A 13,850-nucleotide genomic window follows, 5' to 3' on the forward strand; every position below is an offset into this window, starting at 1 on the left:
TCCATGACGACTGTTTCGATTGCGCAGCCTGGGCGTGTGAAAACGCTCGTGTTCGGCGTGTACTTTTTTGCCTTGTTGATGATGGCGCTGTTCCCGCCGTTTTATCTTCAGGTCAGTGGCAGTACGGTCATCGTGCTGGGTATTCCGTTGCCGATCTTTTACTGGATTCTGAACGCGGCGCTGATGGGGCTCGGCCTTTGGGTGCTTTATATGGTTGAGTCCGCCAGTGGCGAGATTCCTGAAGACGGGGACGCACAATGATCAGCACACTCGTCAATTCGGATCTGTACATAACCTTCGGGCTCATCAGCCTGTTTCTGGCCGGGATGATCGGCGTGCTGTACGCCACCAATCGCAAGAGTGACTCGTTTTCCGACTATGCGGTGGGAGGCCGTTCCTACGGGCCGTGGTATATCGCGATGTGCTACACCAATTCGTGGTGGCCTGGCGCAACGTTCACGGCGTTCTTCGCCCTTTCGGTCGGCGGTGCGCTGGGCTTTTACGGCATGGTGTATGCGACCCTCGGGGTCACCGCTATGTACCTGATGGCCAACCGTGCCTGGACCTGGGGCAAACGCTTCAACCTCACCACACAGCCCGATCTGTTGGGCATGCGCTTCGACAGCCCGGCGGTGAAACGCATCGCCTCGATCATCGGCATCATCTCGGTGTTTCCGTGGGTGGTGATGGGCATTCAGGCGCTGGCCACACTGTTTCAGTTCGCCAGCTTCGGGCGCTGGGGCGTGACGACCTGCCTGACGGTCGGCGTCGTGGTGATCCTGATTCGGCAGTACTGGACCGTGAGTATGGGCATGCGCGGGCTGATCATGACCGACATGTATCAGGGGTTGATCGCTTACGTACTCTGCGCGGCGCTTTGCGTCTTGCTGCTGTTTGGTGATCAGGCGTCATTTTCCAACCTCGCGCAATTGCCCGCCGGCATGCTGGTGATTCCGGGCGGCGCAGGCAGCACCTATGGCCCGCTTTACATGTTCAGCCTGATCTTCACTGGCGTGATCGGTTCGATGTGCTGGCCGATGAGCTTCCAGCGTATCTACACCGCCAGCGGCGTGCGGTCTGTGAAAAAGGGCACGCTGGTCACCATTCTGCTGGTCGCAGGCTTCTACGGGATACTGATGCTGTTCGCCGCCGCGGTCAGTCAGGACCCGAACGTCGCCGCGCATCCACAGCATGGCTGGTTCCTGTCGCTGTTCGACATTGGCGGGCCGTGGCTGTTGGCGGTCGCCATCGTGATCGTGCTGGCCGCCAGCATCGGCCACGTGGATGGCTGCGTACAAGTCTGCGGCACGCAGTTCGCCAATGACCTGGCAACCTGGAACAAACCACGAACCGACCGGCAGAAGACCATCCTCGCCAAGGTGGGCATGGTGGTGTTCATCAGTGCTGCATCGGTATTGGCCTACCTGACCTTCGACTATGCCCGACTTCAGTTGCTGGCGCAGATTTCCTATCAGGGCATCATCCAGTTGGCCGTGCCGTTGTTCTTCGGCATTTTCTCCCGCCGAGGCAATAAACAGGGCGCGATTGCCGGCATGCTCGTGGGCATCTTTGTGGCCATCGTGCTGACGACGATTTACCCGGACGACATCCCACAATTGGGTTCCCTGACCAGCGGGATCATCGGGCTGATCTTCAACGCCTTGATCTTCGTCGCGTGTGCATTCGCCATCAAGCCCAGCGCCGCGGAAGTGAAGCGGATCGATGATCTGTTCGCGATTGCAGCGCCAGCTCCCAGGGCGATCAACGCCTTCCCCGCCATGAATTGATACAGGCGCGCGCCCGTTTCGGGCGCGCTCGTTCAGCGCAGTTCAACTGTTGAGAAGACTCCGATGGCTTTAGCGATTTTTGATCTGGATGACACCTTGATTCATGGCGACAGTGCCAGCCTCTGGAGCCGGGAGATGGTGCGGCTGGGTTGGGTGCAGGACGAAGCGTTTCTCAGCCTCGACCAGGAACTTATGAACGCCTATAGCCAAGGCAAACTGGCCATGGAGGAATACATGGCGTTCAGCCTCACACCGATGGTCGGGCGTACTGTAGAGGAGGTGGCCGAGGCCGTCGCGCACTTCATCGAGGCCGTCATCGAGCCGCTCGTGTATCACGAGGCCCGTCAGGCCATCGCCGGGCATAAGGCGGCGGGTGACCGGTTGCTGGTCATTTCGGCGACAGGCTTGCATATTGTCTCGCCTGTTGCAGCGCATCTGGGTATCGATGAGGTATTGGCCATCGATCTGGAAGTGCAGGACGGTCAGTTCACCGGTCTCACCGAGGGAATCCTGACCTACCGCGAAGGCAAAGTGTTGCGCCTGAGCGAGTGGCTCAGAGCACAGGACGAAATGCTTGAAGGCGCATTCTTTTACTCGGATTCCAGAAACGACCTTCCACTGCTGAAGCTGGTCGACAATCCCACGACCGTGAACCCGGACCCGACGCTGCGGGCGTATGCGCAGGAGCACGGCTGGCCGGTGCTTGATTGGTCGTGAGTGGGGCCTCTCACAGGTTTCGTATTTCTTCAGTGACGTGTGGGTTTTTCGACGTGGCTCGCCCGATCAATCCTGAAGCCCCGCCCAGAACTTCTCTGCAAAATCCCCCAGGGGCATCGATGCCCTGAAGATCCGTATTTCGGTCTGGATGTCAGGCAGAGCTATCGAACTTCGTGTCAGACGCCCCGACGCCAACTCCGGTGTCGCGAGACTTCGAGGCAGCCAGGCAATACCCTTGGCCTGTAGCGCCATCGACAGCAGCACGGCCGCCAAATGCGAGCTGAAAACGGTTTCCAGGTCAGAGTGATCGGTGTTGTTCTGCAAGTATGAGGCGATGATTCGCCCCAGGCCCGACTCTGCCGTGTAGGACAGAAAAGGCACAGGGTCGCCCGGCTTCAGCTCGGGGGATTGCAAGGCGAGCAGGGCATCGGAACCGATCACCTTGCTTTCGAACTGCTTGCTGTCGAACCGGGGCAATACGTTGGGGTACTGATGGCAGATCAGGAATTGCACCTCGCCGTTGAGCAGCAATTGTTCACACGCTGCCATGTTGTCGGAGTGAAGCCTGATGCCTTCAATCGGCGCCCCGTCTTCCACTTGTCTGATCCAGGCCGGGAAAAAGGTGAACGACAGCGAGTGCGTGGCGGCAAAGTGCAGTGTCCGGGTGGCTTTGCCTGCGACTTCCTTCACCTCCGCGCGCATCTGGTAGAGCCTTCGCGTCAGCTCGCGGGCGTTGTCCAGCATGCTCTGACCCGCTTCGGTCAGCGACGCGCCCTGAGCCGTGCGTTCGAACAACTCGACGCCAACCCAGCTTTCCAGCGCCCTGATCCGTCGGCTGAACGCGGGCTGAGTGACATGCCGCGCATCGGCGGCACGTGAGAAATTTCCGCTCTCGGCGAGGGCGTTGAAGTCCTCCAGCCACACGAGTTCCATGGGTGATGCCTTGTACACATAGGGTGCTGCATTAATAGCATTGGCCCCGATTTCGCGTCCAGCCCTACAGTCCGGGCGTACCAACCCGGGGTTCCGGGAATAACAATCAGAGAGGACGCTTCCCCATGCGCATCGTCGAAATTCGTGAAAAAACGGTTTCCATCGCATCACCCATTGCCAATGCCTACATCGATTTTTCCAAGATGACATGCTCGGTTGTCGCGGTCATCACTGACGTGATTCGTGATGGCAAACCGGTGATCGGTTATGGCTTCAACTCCAATGGTCGCTATGGGCAGGGTGCGTTGATGCGCGACCGTTTCCTGGCCCGTATCAGCGAGGCGGATCCCGAGACGCTGGTCGATAAAGAGCGCGACAATCTCGACCCTTTTGCCATCTGGAAAACCCTGATGACGAATGAAAAACCAGGCGGGCATGGCGAGCGCTCCGTGGCCGTGGGCACCATCGACATGGCAGTCTGGGACGCCGTTGCCAAGATCGAAGGCAAGCCGCTGTATCGCCTGCTGGCTGACCGCTATCGCGATGGCGTGGCTGACGACAAGGTCTGGGTCTACGCGGCAGGTGGCTATTACTATCCGGGCAAGGACCAGACCAAACTCAAGGCCGAGATGCAGAGCTACCTGGACCGCGGCTACGACGTCGTAAAAATGAAGATCGGTGCCGTGCCGCTTGATGAGGACATTCGTCGCATCGAGGCCGTGCTGGAAGTGGTTGGTGACGGTCGTCGGCTGGCGGTCGATGCCAACGGTCGCTTCGACATCAAAACCGCCATTGCGTACGCCGAAGCCATCAAGAAGTACAACCTGTTCTGGTACGAAGAAGTGGGTGACCCGCTGGATTACGCTCTACAGGCCGAGCTTGCCAACCACTATGAACTGCCGATGGCGACCGGTGAAAACCTGTTCTCTCATCAGGACGCCCGCAACCTGCTGCGTCATGGCGGCATGCGCCCTGACCGCGACTACGTGCAGTTCGACTGCGCGCTGTCGTACGGCCTGGTGGAGTACATGCGCACCCTGGACGTCATGAAGGAACTGGGCTGGTCATCGCGCCGTGTCGTTCCGCACGGCGGTCACCAGATGTCCCTGAACATCGCAGCGGGCCTGCACCTGGGCGGCAACGAGTCTTATCCGGATGTGTTCCAGCCGTTCGGCGGCTTTGCCGACGGGATTCGCGTCGAGAACGGTTACGTAGGCCTGCCGGATATTCCAGGCGTCGGCTTCGAGGCTAAGTCCGAGCTCTACAAAGTAATGCGGGAACTCGGCGAAGGCTGACGGGTTTTCGTCATGACGCGGCCCTTCACGACAGGGCCGCGCTTGTCCTCATACAAAAACAACACTGAGGTACAGCCATGAACACAGCCACACGCTGGTACAAGCTTTTGTACGTCCAGGTTTTGATAGGCATCGTCATCGGCGGTCTTATCGGCTACCTGATGCCCGACATCGGCGCCAGGCTCCAGCCACTGGCCGACGGGTTCATCAAGCTCATCAAGATGCTGCTCGCGCCGATCATTTTCGGCACGCTGGTGTCGCTCGGTCATCTGATGCTGGCGCTGTACGTGACCACGCTGTTTTTCATCATTGTTGTGCTGGGCTCGATTGCCCGCTGGTCGGGCGTACCGTTGCTCACGTTCCTGCGTTATTTCAAGGACGAGATTCTGGTGACGCTGGGGACGTGCTCCACCGAAGCCGTACTGCCACGGATGATGATCAAACTCGAAAAGCTCGGCTGCAAGCGCGCGGTCGTCGGAATGGTGTTGCCGACCGGTTACACGTTCAATTCGGATGGCACCTGCATCTATCTCACCATGGCCGCGATCTTCGTGGCTCAGGCCACCAACACGCCGCTGACCCTGGCGGACCAACTGGTCGTGCTTGGCGTACTGCTACTGACTTCGAAAGGATCGGCGGGGGTGGCCGGGGCAGGCTTTGTGACGCTGGCCGCGACGCTGTCGGTGATTCCGGACATTCCGCTGGTCGGTCTGGTACTGCTGCTGGGCGTTGACCGTTTTCTGAACGAGGCGCGGGCGGTCACCAACCTGATCGGTAATGGTATCGGCACCATCGCCATTGCCAAATGGGACGGCGCGTTCGATCAGGCGGTTGCCGAGCGTGAGATCAAGGCAATGAAACATCCTCAGGCCGTTGCAGCCGCTGCGCCGGTCAAATCCGATATCGCACACTGAAACATGATGCACGGCTCCGAAAACGGGGCCGTTGCGTGCGCATCCGCCGATTATCCCAGCTGCCGAAGAATCGCTGCCAACAGCCCCGGAAAGCGGGTTTCAAGCTCCTCACTGCGCAGTGAGTTCATGTGCGTGGTCCCCACGTTGCGCGTATGCACCAACCCGGAATCACGCAGCACGCGGAAGTGGTGGGAGGCACTGGACTTGGGCCTTTCGCCGCACAACTCGCCGCATGTCGCCTCGGGCACGCCTGCAAGATGGCGGACGATTTCCATGCGTACAGGGTCGCTCAGCGCATACAGCACGCGGTCGAGGGTGAAGGCATCGGGTTCGGGGTGTTTTGGGGTTCGCATGGGCCGCATGATAACGAGGGGTTTCAATTGGCGCTATATTTCGAATACTATCGAACAATCGTATTTAGACGTATCGGGAGATATTCATGTCAGCGCTGTTCCAACCCTACACCCTCAAAGACGTGACCCTGCGCAACCGCATCGCCATTCCGCCCATGTGCCAATACAGAGCCGACGACGGCGTGATCAACGACTGGCACCACGTTCACCTGGCCAGCATGGCGCGGGGCGGGGCAGGGTTGGTGGTGGTTGAAGCGACTGCCGTGGCGCCCGAAGGCCGAATCACTCCAGGCTGCGCCGGTATCTGGAATGACCAGCAAGCGCAGGCGTTCGTTCCCGTCGTTAAGGCCATCAAGGCGGCCGGATCCGTTCCAGGCATTCAGATTGCCCACGCAGGCCGCAAGGCGAGCGCCAATCGTCCGTGGGAAGGCGACGACCACATTGCCGATTCCGACGCTCGTGGCTGGGAAACCATCGCGCCGTCCGCCATCGCTTTCGGTGCCAACCTGCCCAAGGTGCCGCGTGAAATGACCTTGGACGACATCGCGCGCGTTCAACAGGACTTCGTCAACGCTGCACGCCGCGCTCTTGAAGCCGGCTTTGAATGGATTGAGCTGCATTTTGCCCACGGCTATCTGGGGCAAAGCTTTTTCTCCGAGCACTCCAACCAGCGCACCGATGCCTATGGCGGCAGCTTCGACAACCGTAGCCGTTTCCTGCTGGAAACCCTGGCGGCCGTACGTGAGGTCTGGCCAGAGCATCTGCCACTGACCGCCCGTTTCGGCGTCATTGAATACGATGGTCGCGACGAGCAGACCCTCAGCGAGTCCATCGAGCTGGCGCGTCGTTTCAAGGCTGGCGGGCTTGACCTGCTGAGCGTCAGCGTCGGCTTCACCATTCCCGACACCAACATCCCGTGGGGGCCAGCTTTCATGGGGCCGGTTGCCGAACGTGTGCGCCGCGAAGCGGGCATTCCGGTGACATCGGCATGGGGCTTCGGCACGCCGCAACTGGCGGAAGAGGCGGTCAAATCGGGTCAGCTCGATCTGGTTTCCATCGGCCGCGCGCACCTTGCGGATCCGCATTGGGCCTATTTTGCTGCGAAGGAACTCGGTGCGCAGAACGCGTCGTGGACCTTGCCGGCACCTTATGCGCACTGGCTTGAGCGGTATCGTTGAGAGGCGGTCTTACGCGAATAACGGAATAGCTTGATTACGCCATAAGCAAAGAAAGGGCACCTAAGGTGCCCTTTCTTTGCCTGTGAGAAACGCTGTAACTTCACTCTGCAGTACAGGCTGGAGCCGTCACTTCCAACCAAACGAGCCGCAGGTCAGTCAAAAAGTTCGGGCCGGAAGCCGCTCGAGCAGACACTGCTCGAATGGTCATCCAGCCCGAGTGCAGCGGTCAGAAGCGGACCGTCACGCCTGCGTTCACCGAATGGAAGCGTGTGTCGGTACCGAACTGGCCCTGATAGGACAGTCCAAGATCGGTCTGCTTGTTCAGTCGCACCTTCGCGCCGACTTCGGTCAGGGCCGTGTCGCGGGTTTGAGAAACACCTTGCACTTCGAAGTTCGGACCGCCGGCAAAAGACTGGACGTTGCGCGGATCCAGGTCACCGTAAGCGCGTCTCCAGCCCAGAGAGCCGTAAAGCTCGGTGTTGAGGTTCGCTACGTTTGCATGTGTCGACGCACGCAGGCCCACGGTCGAGAAGACAGTGTTCTGCTTGTCGCTGGACACATCCAGAGCGGCCGCTCCGCCTTTTTCACGCAGGTCGTCCGCGTTGTAGCGCACGTAGGAAAGGCCGGCGAAAGGTTCCAGAGACACGCTGCCAACCGGTATGCGGTAAGCCGCTTCGCCACTGGCCTGCAGCGACTGGGCGTTGCGTTTGCCGGTCAGACGGTCACTGAACCCGGCGAACGCCACGTTCCGTTCGCTTTCCAGCTTATGCCAGGTATAGCCGACGTCTGCACTCAGGCGCAGTGCATCGATCTGGGCACCGGTGTAGAGGCCGAGGTGATAGTTGTCACTGTGGCCTTCGGCGTCGCGATCGTCTGCATCGAACTTTGAGCGGCTGTAGCCTGCATAGATACCGCCACGCCAATCCGGATTGAAGCTGCCGTCGGCTCCGAACAGCACACCGCCGGTGCTTTGTTTCAAGCCGCTGCCACCGTCACGGCCGTCCAGTTGAGTCCAGTTGCCGAAGGGCTGCACCCAGGCGCCGTTTTCGGCGGCTGGCGTGGTCGGCATCAGATTGAGTGCCATGGCTGGCATGCGCACGGTACCGGAGTCCAAGAGGCCGCGCAGGCGTGTTCCCAGTACGCCGGACACCACCTGGCTGTTGGCGATCAGGGCGGTCGAGGTGCTGCTGAGAGAGTCGCCGGACAACTGATCGGCCGCATCGCGCGCGCTGTCTGCATCCAGAATCAGCAGGTTGTTGTACAGACGCAGGGACTCGCCGCTCTGTTGCAATGCGCTGAGCGCGCCAGCGGTGTTGAACTGATTCGCGGTCACCATGACCGTCTGGAAGATGCCCGGCGCAGGAGCGGGCGTAGGCTCTGGCTCTGGTGTCGGCGTTGGCGTTGGCGTTGGCTCTGGAGTCGGTGTTGGTGTTGGTGTTGGTGTTGGTTCAGGCGTAGGTGTTGGAGTCGGCGTCGGCGTAGGTGTTGGTTCCGGCGTTGGCGTTGGCGTCGGCTCTGGAGTCGGGGTAGGCGTTGTATTTTTCTGCTCGATGGTCAGGTTCAGATCGTTGGCAGTGCGTTGCAAGCCGACATTCAGAAACGCCGAATTGGTCGCCGCCTGTGCGTAGGCTGTTCCTGGCGTCGCGCCGTCGACCAGCCCACCCTGGGCTGAAAGCAGGGTGTATGTTCTGCCGCTCTGATAGCTCTGCGCCGGATCCAGCGCGGTGACGTTGACCTGAGTACCGCGCAGGGTGGCGGTGCCACTCACGTTGACCCGGTCTGACGCGCCGCTGCCAGCAATGTCTGCGGCATAACGCGAGCCCGCCGCCATGTCCAGATCGCCTTGTATGGCCAACGCACCGATAGCGTTCTCACCGGGAGACAGCGTGCCGCCTGACGCGACCTGAGTGCTGCCGACCTGGCCGACACCGGCCAGAACGCCGCCGTCCAGCACCTCGGCGCTGTTGGTGTAGACCCCAAACTCATTGCGCCCCGCGGTGCCGTTGACCACAAGCGTACCGTTGCCGACGTTAAACCGTGAAAGGCTCTGGGTAGTGGCCGTATTGCCGCGCTGGTTGACCTGGTCCACGTTCCCCGACAAGACGAGACGTCCGCCGCGAACGACGACGCTACCGGCCAATCCGGAAGTATCGCCGCTCAAGGTGGTGTCTCCGTTGAACGCATACACCCGGCCTGTTCCGCTCAAGGTGTTGGCGAACTGGAGGCCGGCGTCCGTATGGTTGAACGCCAGGTATCCGTTGCCGGTACCAAAACGAATGGCGGTTGCCGGATCGACCCGACCTGCGGTCTGCGCCGCTCCAGCCGTCATGGAATCGATATCGGTACGGTTGGGGTCCACTGCGACCGATCCGCCGATGGCAAGCGTGCCACGTGTCGCCAAGTTGCTACTGCCTATGGTGCTGATGAGAATGCCATTGGTGGCACTCAGTTCGGCACCGTCGGACAGCGTCAGATAAGTACGCGTGGTGGTGGTGCCGAGCGTCATATCTTGCGCTGTGAGGCGCGTGCCCTGGCCGGAAATGCTCACTTGGTTGCTGGTGCTGCTGATCGCAGACCCCAGCGCCATCGAGTTGGTCGCCAGCACTGCACCGTTCTCCAGCGTCAGATCGCCTCTGTTGCTGAAGGCCCCGCTATTGTCCCAGCGCGTGCCTGCGCCAGACAATCTGACGGTGGAGTTAACGTCCACTGCCTCGCTGTTGATTTTGCCGCCATCATTGGCCGTGATGCTCGATTTATAGACAAAGACGCCATTGGCAGTAATGTTGGCTGCATCGACCAGCGAGTTCTGTCCGCTTACCAGCAGATCCGCTTGCGAGAATCTGTTGGAATTGGCCCCGAAAACATCACCCAGGTCCAGATCCCGCACCGACACCTGGCCCCCGTTGCGGACGGTCAGGTCGCCCTGACCGGCACCACCGACACGGATCGTGTTACCGAGCACGAATGAGGTACGGGGTACGATCCAGCGCGACCCCGCCCCTTCGACGATAACGCTGGCCTTGGCCATGTTGACGCCCGTCGTGCTGCCCTGACCAATCATGTCGCCGCCTTCACTGGTCACTGTCGCGCCATTGTTGATCGTGAGGCTGGCCGTATTGCCATCCGTTGACCGGACTCTGATTTCGCCATCGATCACGCGGTCGCTGCTGAATGTTTCCTGGGCATCGTTAAGAACAAAGTCCGCTGCCTGAGTCTCTGGGAGCAGTGCAAGGGTAATCGCAAAAGCAAGGGGGGATATTCTGAATAAGGGGTTCATAACGACTCCAGATACTCCATAAAAGCCACGACCGTGGCTGCCAGCCTTGAAGGCATTAGCGGTTCCGTTAGGCAGATTGCCAACGGCGGAAGTATCAGGAGGCGAAGTTTTAATGGATATAGCACACATGAACTAGTGGCTACGCGCCATGGTGCGCATAGTGCATCTGTACTATTGAAGTTTCAAAAAGTGCTGGTTAGGCTTTTTGCCGAAGTTATTGAGCCCCTTATTATTGAATGACGGATAACCGACCCCACAGAGGTTAGTTCGCCAGCGGAGTGTGTGGATGAAAAGTGTAGCGTTGTTTCCGTTGATTCTGGCCTTATCGGGATGCGCGGGTCTTGATCAGGCCATGTCCGTGACCAACGGAGTGTTCGACCAGACCGGTGATTTGCTGAGTGGCGATTTCAGAGGGTTGACCGAGGCCAAACAGGCAACGTTGACGGAGATCTGGGGCGATTGGGAAACAAACGAAGTCACAGCGAAGGAAAAGTGGGACGCCCAGACACTGATTATTCCAGGCGTTGTGCAGCGCATCACCAAGACTGGCAGCGCCATTGGCCAGAACCAGATTGCCGTTATCTTTACGGATCCGACCAATCCCAAATGCCAGGGCCAGGGTTTGACCCGCGATGATCTATTGGTGAACAAGAAAAAGATCAGCAGTTTCAAAAAGGGTGACAGAGTGTTGATGAAAGGCGTTCTGGGGACTACCGAATCGAAGTGGACTGATAATGAATCGTGCTGGCTGTCTTTCGACAAGGCCGAGTTCACGTTGCAGAAATAATGGCCGTTGTTGCGGCGGTGACGGGTTATACAGTTCAAAAGCCCAAAAAAATACTGATGGTCAGGACCGCCAGAGTTTTTTCAATAATAATGCACAATGGATGATCGCTGCGTTACGTACCGATATGCAGTGATTTTTTTTCGGAGTGATGAAGGGGCAAAGCAGAGCCGAATCAGCCAGCGTTTCCTGACGTTCGGTGAGTTTCAGAGGAAAGGTGATATGGAGCGGGTAGAGGGAATCGAACCCTCAACTAAAGCTTGGGAAGCTTTCGTTTTGCCACTAAACTATACCCGCTCGAAGCGGCTGACTTTGTACCAGATGCAGTCCTGCTTTTGAAGCGTTAATTCCTCAAAACCTGCATTTATACGGATCTTCACGCTGGAAGCCGTCCGCCGAGTGCCGCTGTCCGTGCGCTGGCGGAGGATTCCCTGGCTCTTTCGAGCGCTGCTCTCAGAAGGCGAGGGCATTGTGGCTCTGGACCAGCTGATACGCGTGACGGGACGACTCTGCCACGGCAGGTTCCGGTTGCAGGAAACTTAGCAGCGCCAGCTTCGAGTCGTGGCAGGCGGCTTTGTGTTCCATGTCCAGAAAGTGCCCGGCTGCTTCGATGACGCTGAAGCTGCAGTTCTTTACGTATTTCGCGAAATGCACGGCATCGTTCGCGGCGGTGTATTCGTCCCAGGCACCGTTCATGAACAACACGGGTACATTGATGTTTTTCGCGGCGGTCAGGTAATTGCCCGGATCGATCTCCAGTACCTGGCTGATGTGGTAATACATCTGGTCATATTCGTGCAGGTCCAGGCTGCTGACGTGACGGTAGTTGAAGCGCTTGAACAACGACGGCAGGTGTTTGCCGATGGTGTTGTTGATCAGGTGGCCGACTTCGTAACGATTGTGAGCGCCCAGGTGGATGATGCCGCGATTCAGGTAGTCACGCATGTGCTCGTTGAGGACGGGCGAAAATGAGCTGATGACCGCACTTTCGATGCGCTTGGGACGATGCGACAGCGCGACCAGCGCCGCTGCGCCGCCCCATGAAAACGACATGACGTGTTCGGCGTTGAAGTGGTCGATCAGTTCCAGCAGGACCTGGCCTTCCATTTCCCGGGTCATGGGCTTTTCATGCAGGTTATGCGGTTTGGATTTTCCGGCGTACGGCTGATCGTAGAGCACCACATTCATGGCCGGGTAGAGGTTGCGAACGGTCTGTGCAAATGACGCGGTGGTGGCCAGTGAGCCGTTGACCATGATGATGGTTTTTTCCGCGGCATCTGCGCGATAGAACTCCGTGTAAACCCGAAACTGTCCTTGTATATCAAGCACGGCTTTTTCTGGCGACATAGGTATAACTCCTGGCGTAACAGGTATGCGTACAACAACGTTGCACGAGTTTCGTGACAGGCAGGCAAAAGCCGATTAAAGGCCCATGTCGATCCGAACGATCTGTCCGACAGGTATTGTTATTGGCGGGCAATTTGTCGTGAGTCCAATGACTCGGTACGGCAAAAGGTTTCTTGGAATGATGTTCTGACTCATCAGTCACATGCGGACTGACGATTTGGATTCAAGCAGTGGATACCGGAACCCGCAAGTGCCACTCATAGGCTTCTTGCGCATTCCGCCGAACGGTTGTGACTTTTTCAGAATAGCGCGATTTCTGCGGCGTGCAGGGCACGGTAGCGGCCGGGCTCTAGCTCGGGGGCCAAGGCCAGGTCCCCCATTCGTTCGCGGTGCAGAATCAACACCTTGTTGTCGAAGTGACCGAACATCCGCTTCACCTGATGATAACGACCTTCAACAATACTCAGCCGCGCGCAACGGGGTCCAAGGATGGATAACTGGGCTGGCTGTGTGGTGATATTTTCGAACGGGAAATAAAAGCCTTCGGCAAACTTCGTTATGTACCGTTCGTCGATCAGTTTTTCCGTCTCGACGTAATACACTTTGGGCAACTTTGTTTGCGGCTGCGTCAGTCGTCGTGACCAGTGACCGTCATTGGTGATCAACATCAACCCCGTGGTATTGAAATCCAGACGTCCTGCAATATGCAGGTCATGTTTGTCAGGTTCATCCAGCAGGTCGAGTACGGTCGGATGTTGCGGATCGACTGTGGCGCTGACGCAGCCCTGTGGTTTGTGCAACATGAAATATCGCGGCGCCTTGCCTGCCTGCAGGATCTCGTCGTCGAAGGCCACGCAACTGAATTCCCGCACGTCGTGGTGCGGGTTGCGCGTTATCTGGCCGTCTACCTTCACGCGGCCGCAGACCAACGCCAGACGGACGTCCCTGCGGTTGAAGCGGGGAAGGTTGCTGAGGAAACGGTCAAGACGCATGGCGATGGCGACAGAGAGGCGGTGAGGACGCACATGGTACGCGATCTAGCGTACCGGTTGGCCCAGCGCCATCTGTTCGACGCCGGCGCAACGCGGACACAGGCAAGCCTTGTTGCGGACCTCTTCGGGCAGCGCTTGCAGTCGTGCCGGATCAATGGTTACCGAGAAGCACCAGCACGGCTGGCTGGCTGTGCGCGGGTCGGCCAGGGTGCAACTGTTGCTGAAGCCGCACACCGGGCACAGGTTGGTAACAGCGTCGGCGGTTGTCATGGT

The 13,850-nt window shown here is 58.8% G+C and carries 13 protein-coding genes and 1 tRNA gene; 7 read left to right on the forward strand and 7 right to left on the reverse strand.

Features of this window, described 5'->3' with window-relative positions; translation table 11 throughout:
• Positions 1-3: 3 nt before the first annotated feature.
• The 3 genes from KDX39_RS17725 (at position 4) to KDX39_RS17735 (ending at position 2,504) form a co-directional block, all read left to right on the forward strand.
• A complete protein-coding gene (locus KDX39_RS17725) occupies positions 4-261 on the forward strand; it encodes a hypothetical protein (RefSeq protein WP_099226193.1) in 258 nt (85 codons plus the stop codon).
• Positions 258-1,787, forward strand: coding sequence for a sodium:solute symporter family protein (locus KDX39_RS17730; RefSeq protein WP_231661249.1), 1,530 nt, complete (start codon positions 258-260; stop codon positions 1,785-1,787). The genes KDX39_RS17725 and KDX39_RS17730 overlap by 4 nt, the downstream gene beginning before the upstream one ends.
• A 63-nt stretch (positions 1,788-1,850) precedes the next feature.
• Complete coding sequence (locus KDX39_RS17735; protein ID WP_231661250.1) at positions 1,851-2,504, forward strand: HAD family hydrolase; 654 nt, start codon at positions 1,851-1,853, stop codon at positions 2,502-2,504.
• Positions 2,505-2,570: 66 nt separating this feature from the next.
• Here KDX39_RS17735 and KDX39_RS17740 read toward each other — a convergent pair whose 3' ends face one another.
• Entirely contained in the window at positions 2,571-3,437 is an 867-nt protein-coding gene (locus KDX39_RS17740) for a LysR family transcriptional regulator (protein WP_231661251.1), read from the reverse strand.
• A 125-nt stretch (positions 3,438-3,562) separates the two neighbouring features.
• On the opposite strand from KDX39_RS17740, the gene KDX39_RS17745 reads away from it, so the two are divergent.
• Both KDX39_RS17745 and KDX39_RS17750 read left to right on the forward strand, forming a co-directional pair.
• Positions 3,563-4,732 (forward strand): mandelate racemase/muconate lactonizing enzyme family protein, encoded by a 1,170-nt coding sequence (locus KDX39_RS17745; RefSeq protein WP_004881265.1) that lies wholly within the window; start codon positions 3,563-3,565, stop codon positions 4,730-4,732.
• Positions 4,733-4,809: 77 nt separating this feature from the next.
• Entirely contained in the window at positions 4,810-5,646 is an 837-nt protein-coding gene (locus KDX39_RS17750; RefSeq protein ID WP_231661252.1) for a cation:dicarboxylate symporter family transporter, read from the forward strand.
• Positions 5,647-5,696: 50 nt separating this feature from the next.
• Here the strand turns inward: KDX39_RS17750 and KDX39_RS17755 are convergent, their stop codons facing one another.
• Positions 5,697-5,999 carry an ArsR/SmtB family transcription factor gene (locus KDX39_RS17755; RefSeq protein ID WP_231661253.1) on the reverse strand — a complete coding sequence of 101 codons (303 nt, stop codon included), beginning with the start codon at positions 5,997-5,999 and terminating at the stop codon, positions 5,697-5,699.
• 86 nt (positions 6,000-6,085) lie between these two features.
• Between KDX39_RS17755 and KDX39_RS17760 the strand changes: the two genes are divergently transcribed.
• A complete protein-coding gene (locus KDX39_RS17760) occupies positions 6,086-7,177 on the forward strand; it encodes an NADH:flavin oxidoreductase/NADH oxidase (RefSeq protein WP_099226187.1) in 1,092 nt (363 codons plus the stop codon).
• Positions 7,178-7,403: 226 nt separating this feature from the next.
• Here the strand turns inward: KDX39_RS17760 and KDX39_RS17765 are convergent, their stop codons facing one another.
• Positions 7,404-10,454 carry an autotransporter family protein gene (locus tag KDX39_RS17765; RefSeq protein WP_231661254.1) on the reverse strand — a complete coding sequence of 1,017 codons (3,051 nt, stop codon included), beginning with the start codon at positions 10,452-10,454 and terminating at the stop codon, positions 7,404-7,406.
• 286 nt (positions 10,455-10,740) lie between these two features.
• Here KDX39_RS17765 and KDX39_RS17770 point away from each other — a divergent pair, with 286 nt between their 5' ends.
• The gene (locus tag KDX39_RS17770) at positions 10,741-11,241 is read left to right on the forward strand and encodes a hypothetical protein (protein ID WP_099226185.1); all 501 of its coding nucleotides are present in this window, start codon (positions 10,741-10,743) and stop codon (positions 11,239-11,241) included.
• A 220-nt stretch (positions 11,242-11,461) separates the two neighbouring features.
• On the opposite strand, the gene KDX39_RS17775 is transcribed toward KDX39_RS17770, so the two are convergent.
• The 4 genes from KDX39_RS17775 to KDX39_RS17790 all read right to left on the reverse strand — a co-directional run bounded on the left by KDX39_RS17775 (position 11,462) and on the right by KDX39_RS17790 (position 13,847).
• Positions 11,462-11,535, reverse strand: a tRNA-Gly gene (locus tag KDX39_RS17775).
• A 156-nt stretch (positions 11,536-11,691) separates the two neighbouring features.
• Positions 11,692-12,585 (reverse strand): alpha/beta fold hydrolase, encoded by an 894-nt coding sequence (locus KDX39_RS17780; protein WP_231661255.1) that lies wholly within the window; start codon positions 12,583-12,585, stop codon positions 11,692-11,694.
• A 299-nt stretch (positions 12,586-12,884) separates the two neighbouring features.
• The gene (locus KDX39_RS17785; protein ID WP_231661405.1) at positions 12,885-13,577 is read right to left on the reverse strand and encodes a pseudouridine synthase; all 693 of its coding nucleotides are present in this window, start codon (positions 13,575-13,577) and stop codon (positions 12,885-12,887) included.
• Between the two features lie 45 nt (positions 13,578-13,622).
• The gene (locus KDX39_RS17790; RefSeq protein ID WP_231661256.1) at positions 13,623-13,847 is read right to left on the reverse strand and encodes a cysteine-rich CWC family protein; all 225 of its coding nucleotides are present in this window, start codon (positions 13,845-13,847) and stop codon (positions 13,623-13,625) included.
• Positions 13,848-13,850: the final 3 nt, after the last annotated feature.

Source organism: Pseudomonas sp. CDFA 610 (genome assembly GCF_021147865.1).
Classification (GTDB): Bacteria; Pseudomonadota; Gammaproteobacteria; order Pseudomonadales; family Pseudomonadaceae; genus Aquipseudomonas; species Aquipseudomonas alliivorans.

Excerpts from the sequence above, each read along its gene's own strand:
- KDX39_RS17780 (WP_231661255.1), bottom strand. The coding sequence starts at position 12,585 with ATGTCGCCAGAAAAAGCCGTGCTTGATATACAAGGACAGTTTCGGGTT.
- KDX39_RS17745 (WP_004881265.1), top strand. The coding sequence starts at position 3,563 with ATGCGCATCGTCGAAATTCGTGAAAAAACGGTTTCCATCGCATCACCC.
- KDX39_RS17765 (WP_231661254.1), bottom strand. The coding sequence starts at position 10,454 with ATGAACCCCTTATTCAGAATATCCCCCCTTGCTTTTGCGATTACCCTT.
- KDX39_RS17760 (WP_099226187.1), top strand. The coding sequence starts at position 6,086 with ATGTCAGCGCTGTTCCAACCCTACACCCTCAAAGACGTGACCCTGCGC.
- KDX39_RS17730 (WP_231661249.1), top strand. The coding sequence starts at position 258 with ATGATCAGCACACTCGTCAATTCGGATCTGTACATAACCTTCGGGCTC.
- KDX39_RS17790 (WP_231661256.1), bottom strand. The coding sequence starts at position 13,847 with ATGACAACCGCCGACGCTGTTACCAACCTGTGCCCGGTGTGCGGCTTC.
- KDX39_RS17725 (WP_099226193.1), top strand. The coding sequence starts at position 4 with ATGACGACTGTTTCGATTGCGCAGCCTGGGCGTGTGAAAACGCTCGTG.
- KDX39_RS17750 (WP_231661252.1), top strand. The coding sequence starts at position 4,810 with ATGAACACAGCCACACGCTGGTACAAGCTTTTGTACGTCCAGGTTTTG.
- KDX39_RS17735 (WP_231661250.1), top strand. The coding sequence starts at position 1,851 with ATGGCTTTAGCGATTTTTGATCTGGATGACACCTTGATTCATGGCGAC.
- KDX39_RS17755 (WP_231661253.1), bottom strand. The coding sequence starts at position 5,999 with ATGCGAACCCCAAAACACCCCGAACCCGATGCCTTCACCCTCGACCGC.
- KDX39_RS17770 (WP_099226185.1), top strand. The coding sequence starts at position 10,741 with ATGAAAAGTGTAGCGTTGTTTCCGTTGATTCTGGCCTTATCGGGATGC.
- KDX39_RS17740 (WP_231661251.1), bottom strand. The coding sequence starts at position 3,437 with ATGGAACTCGTGTGGCTGGAGGACTTCAACGCCCTCGCCGAGAGCGGA.
- KDX39_RS17785 (WP_231661405.1), bottom strand. The coding sequence starts at position 13,577 with ATGCGTCTTGACCGTTTCCTCAGCAACCTTCCCCGCTTCAACCGCAGG.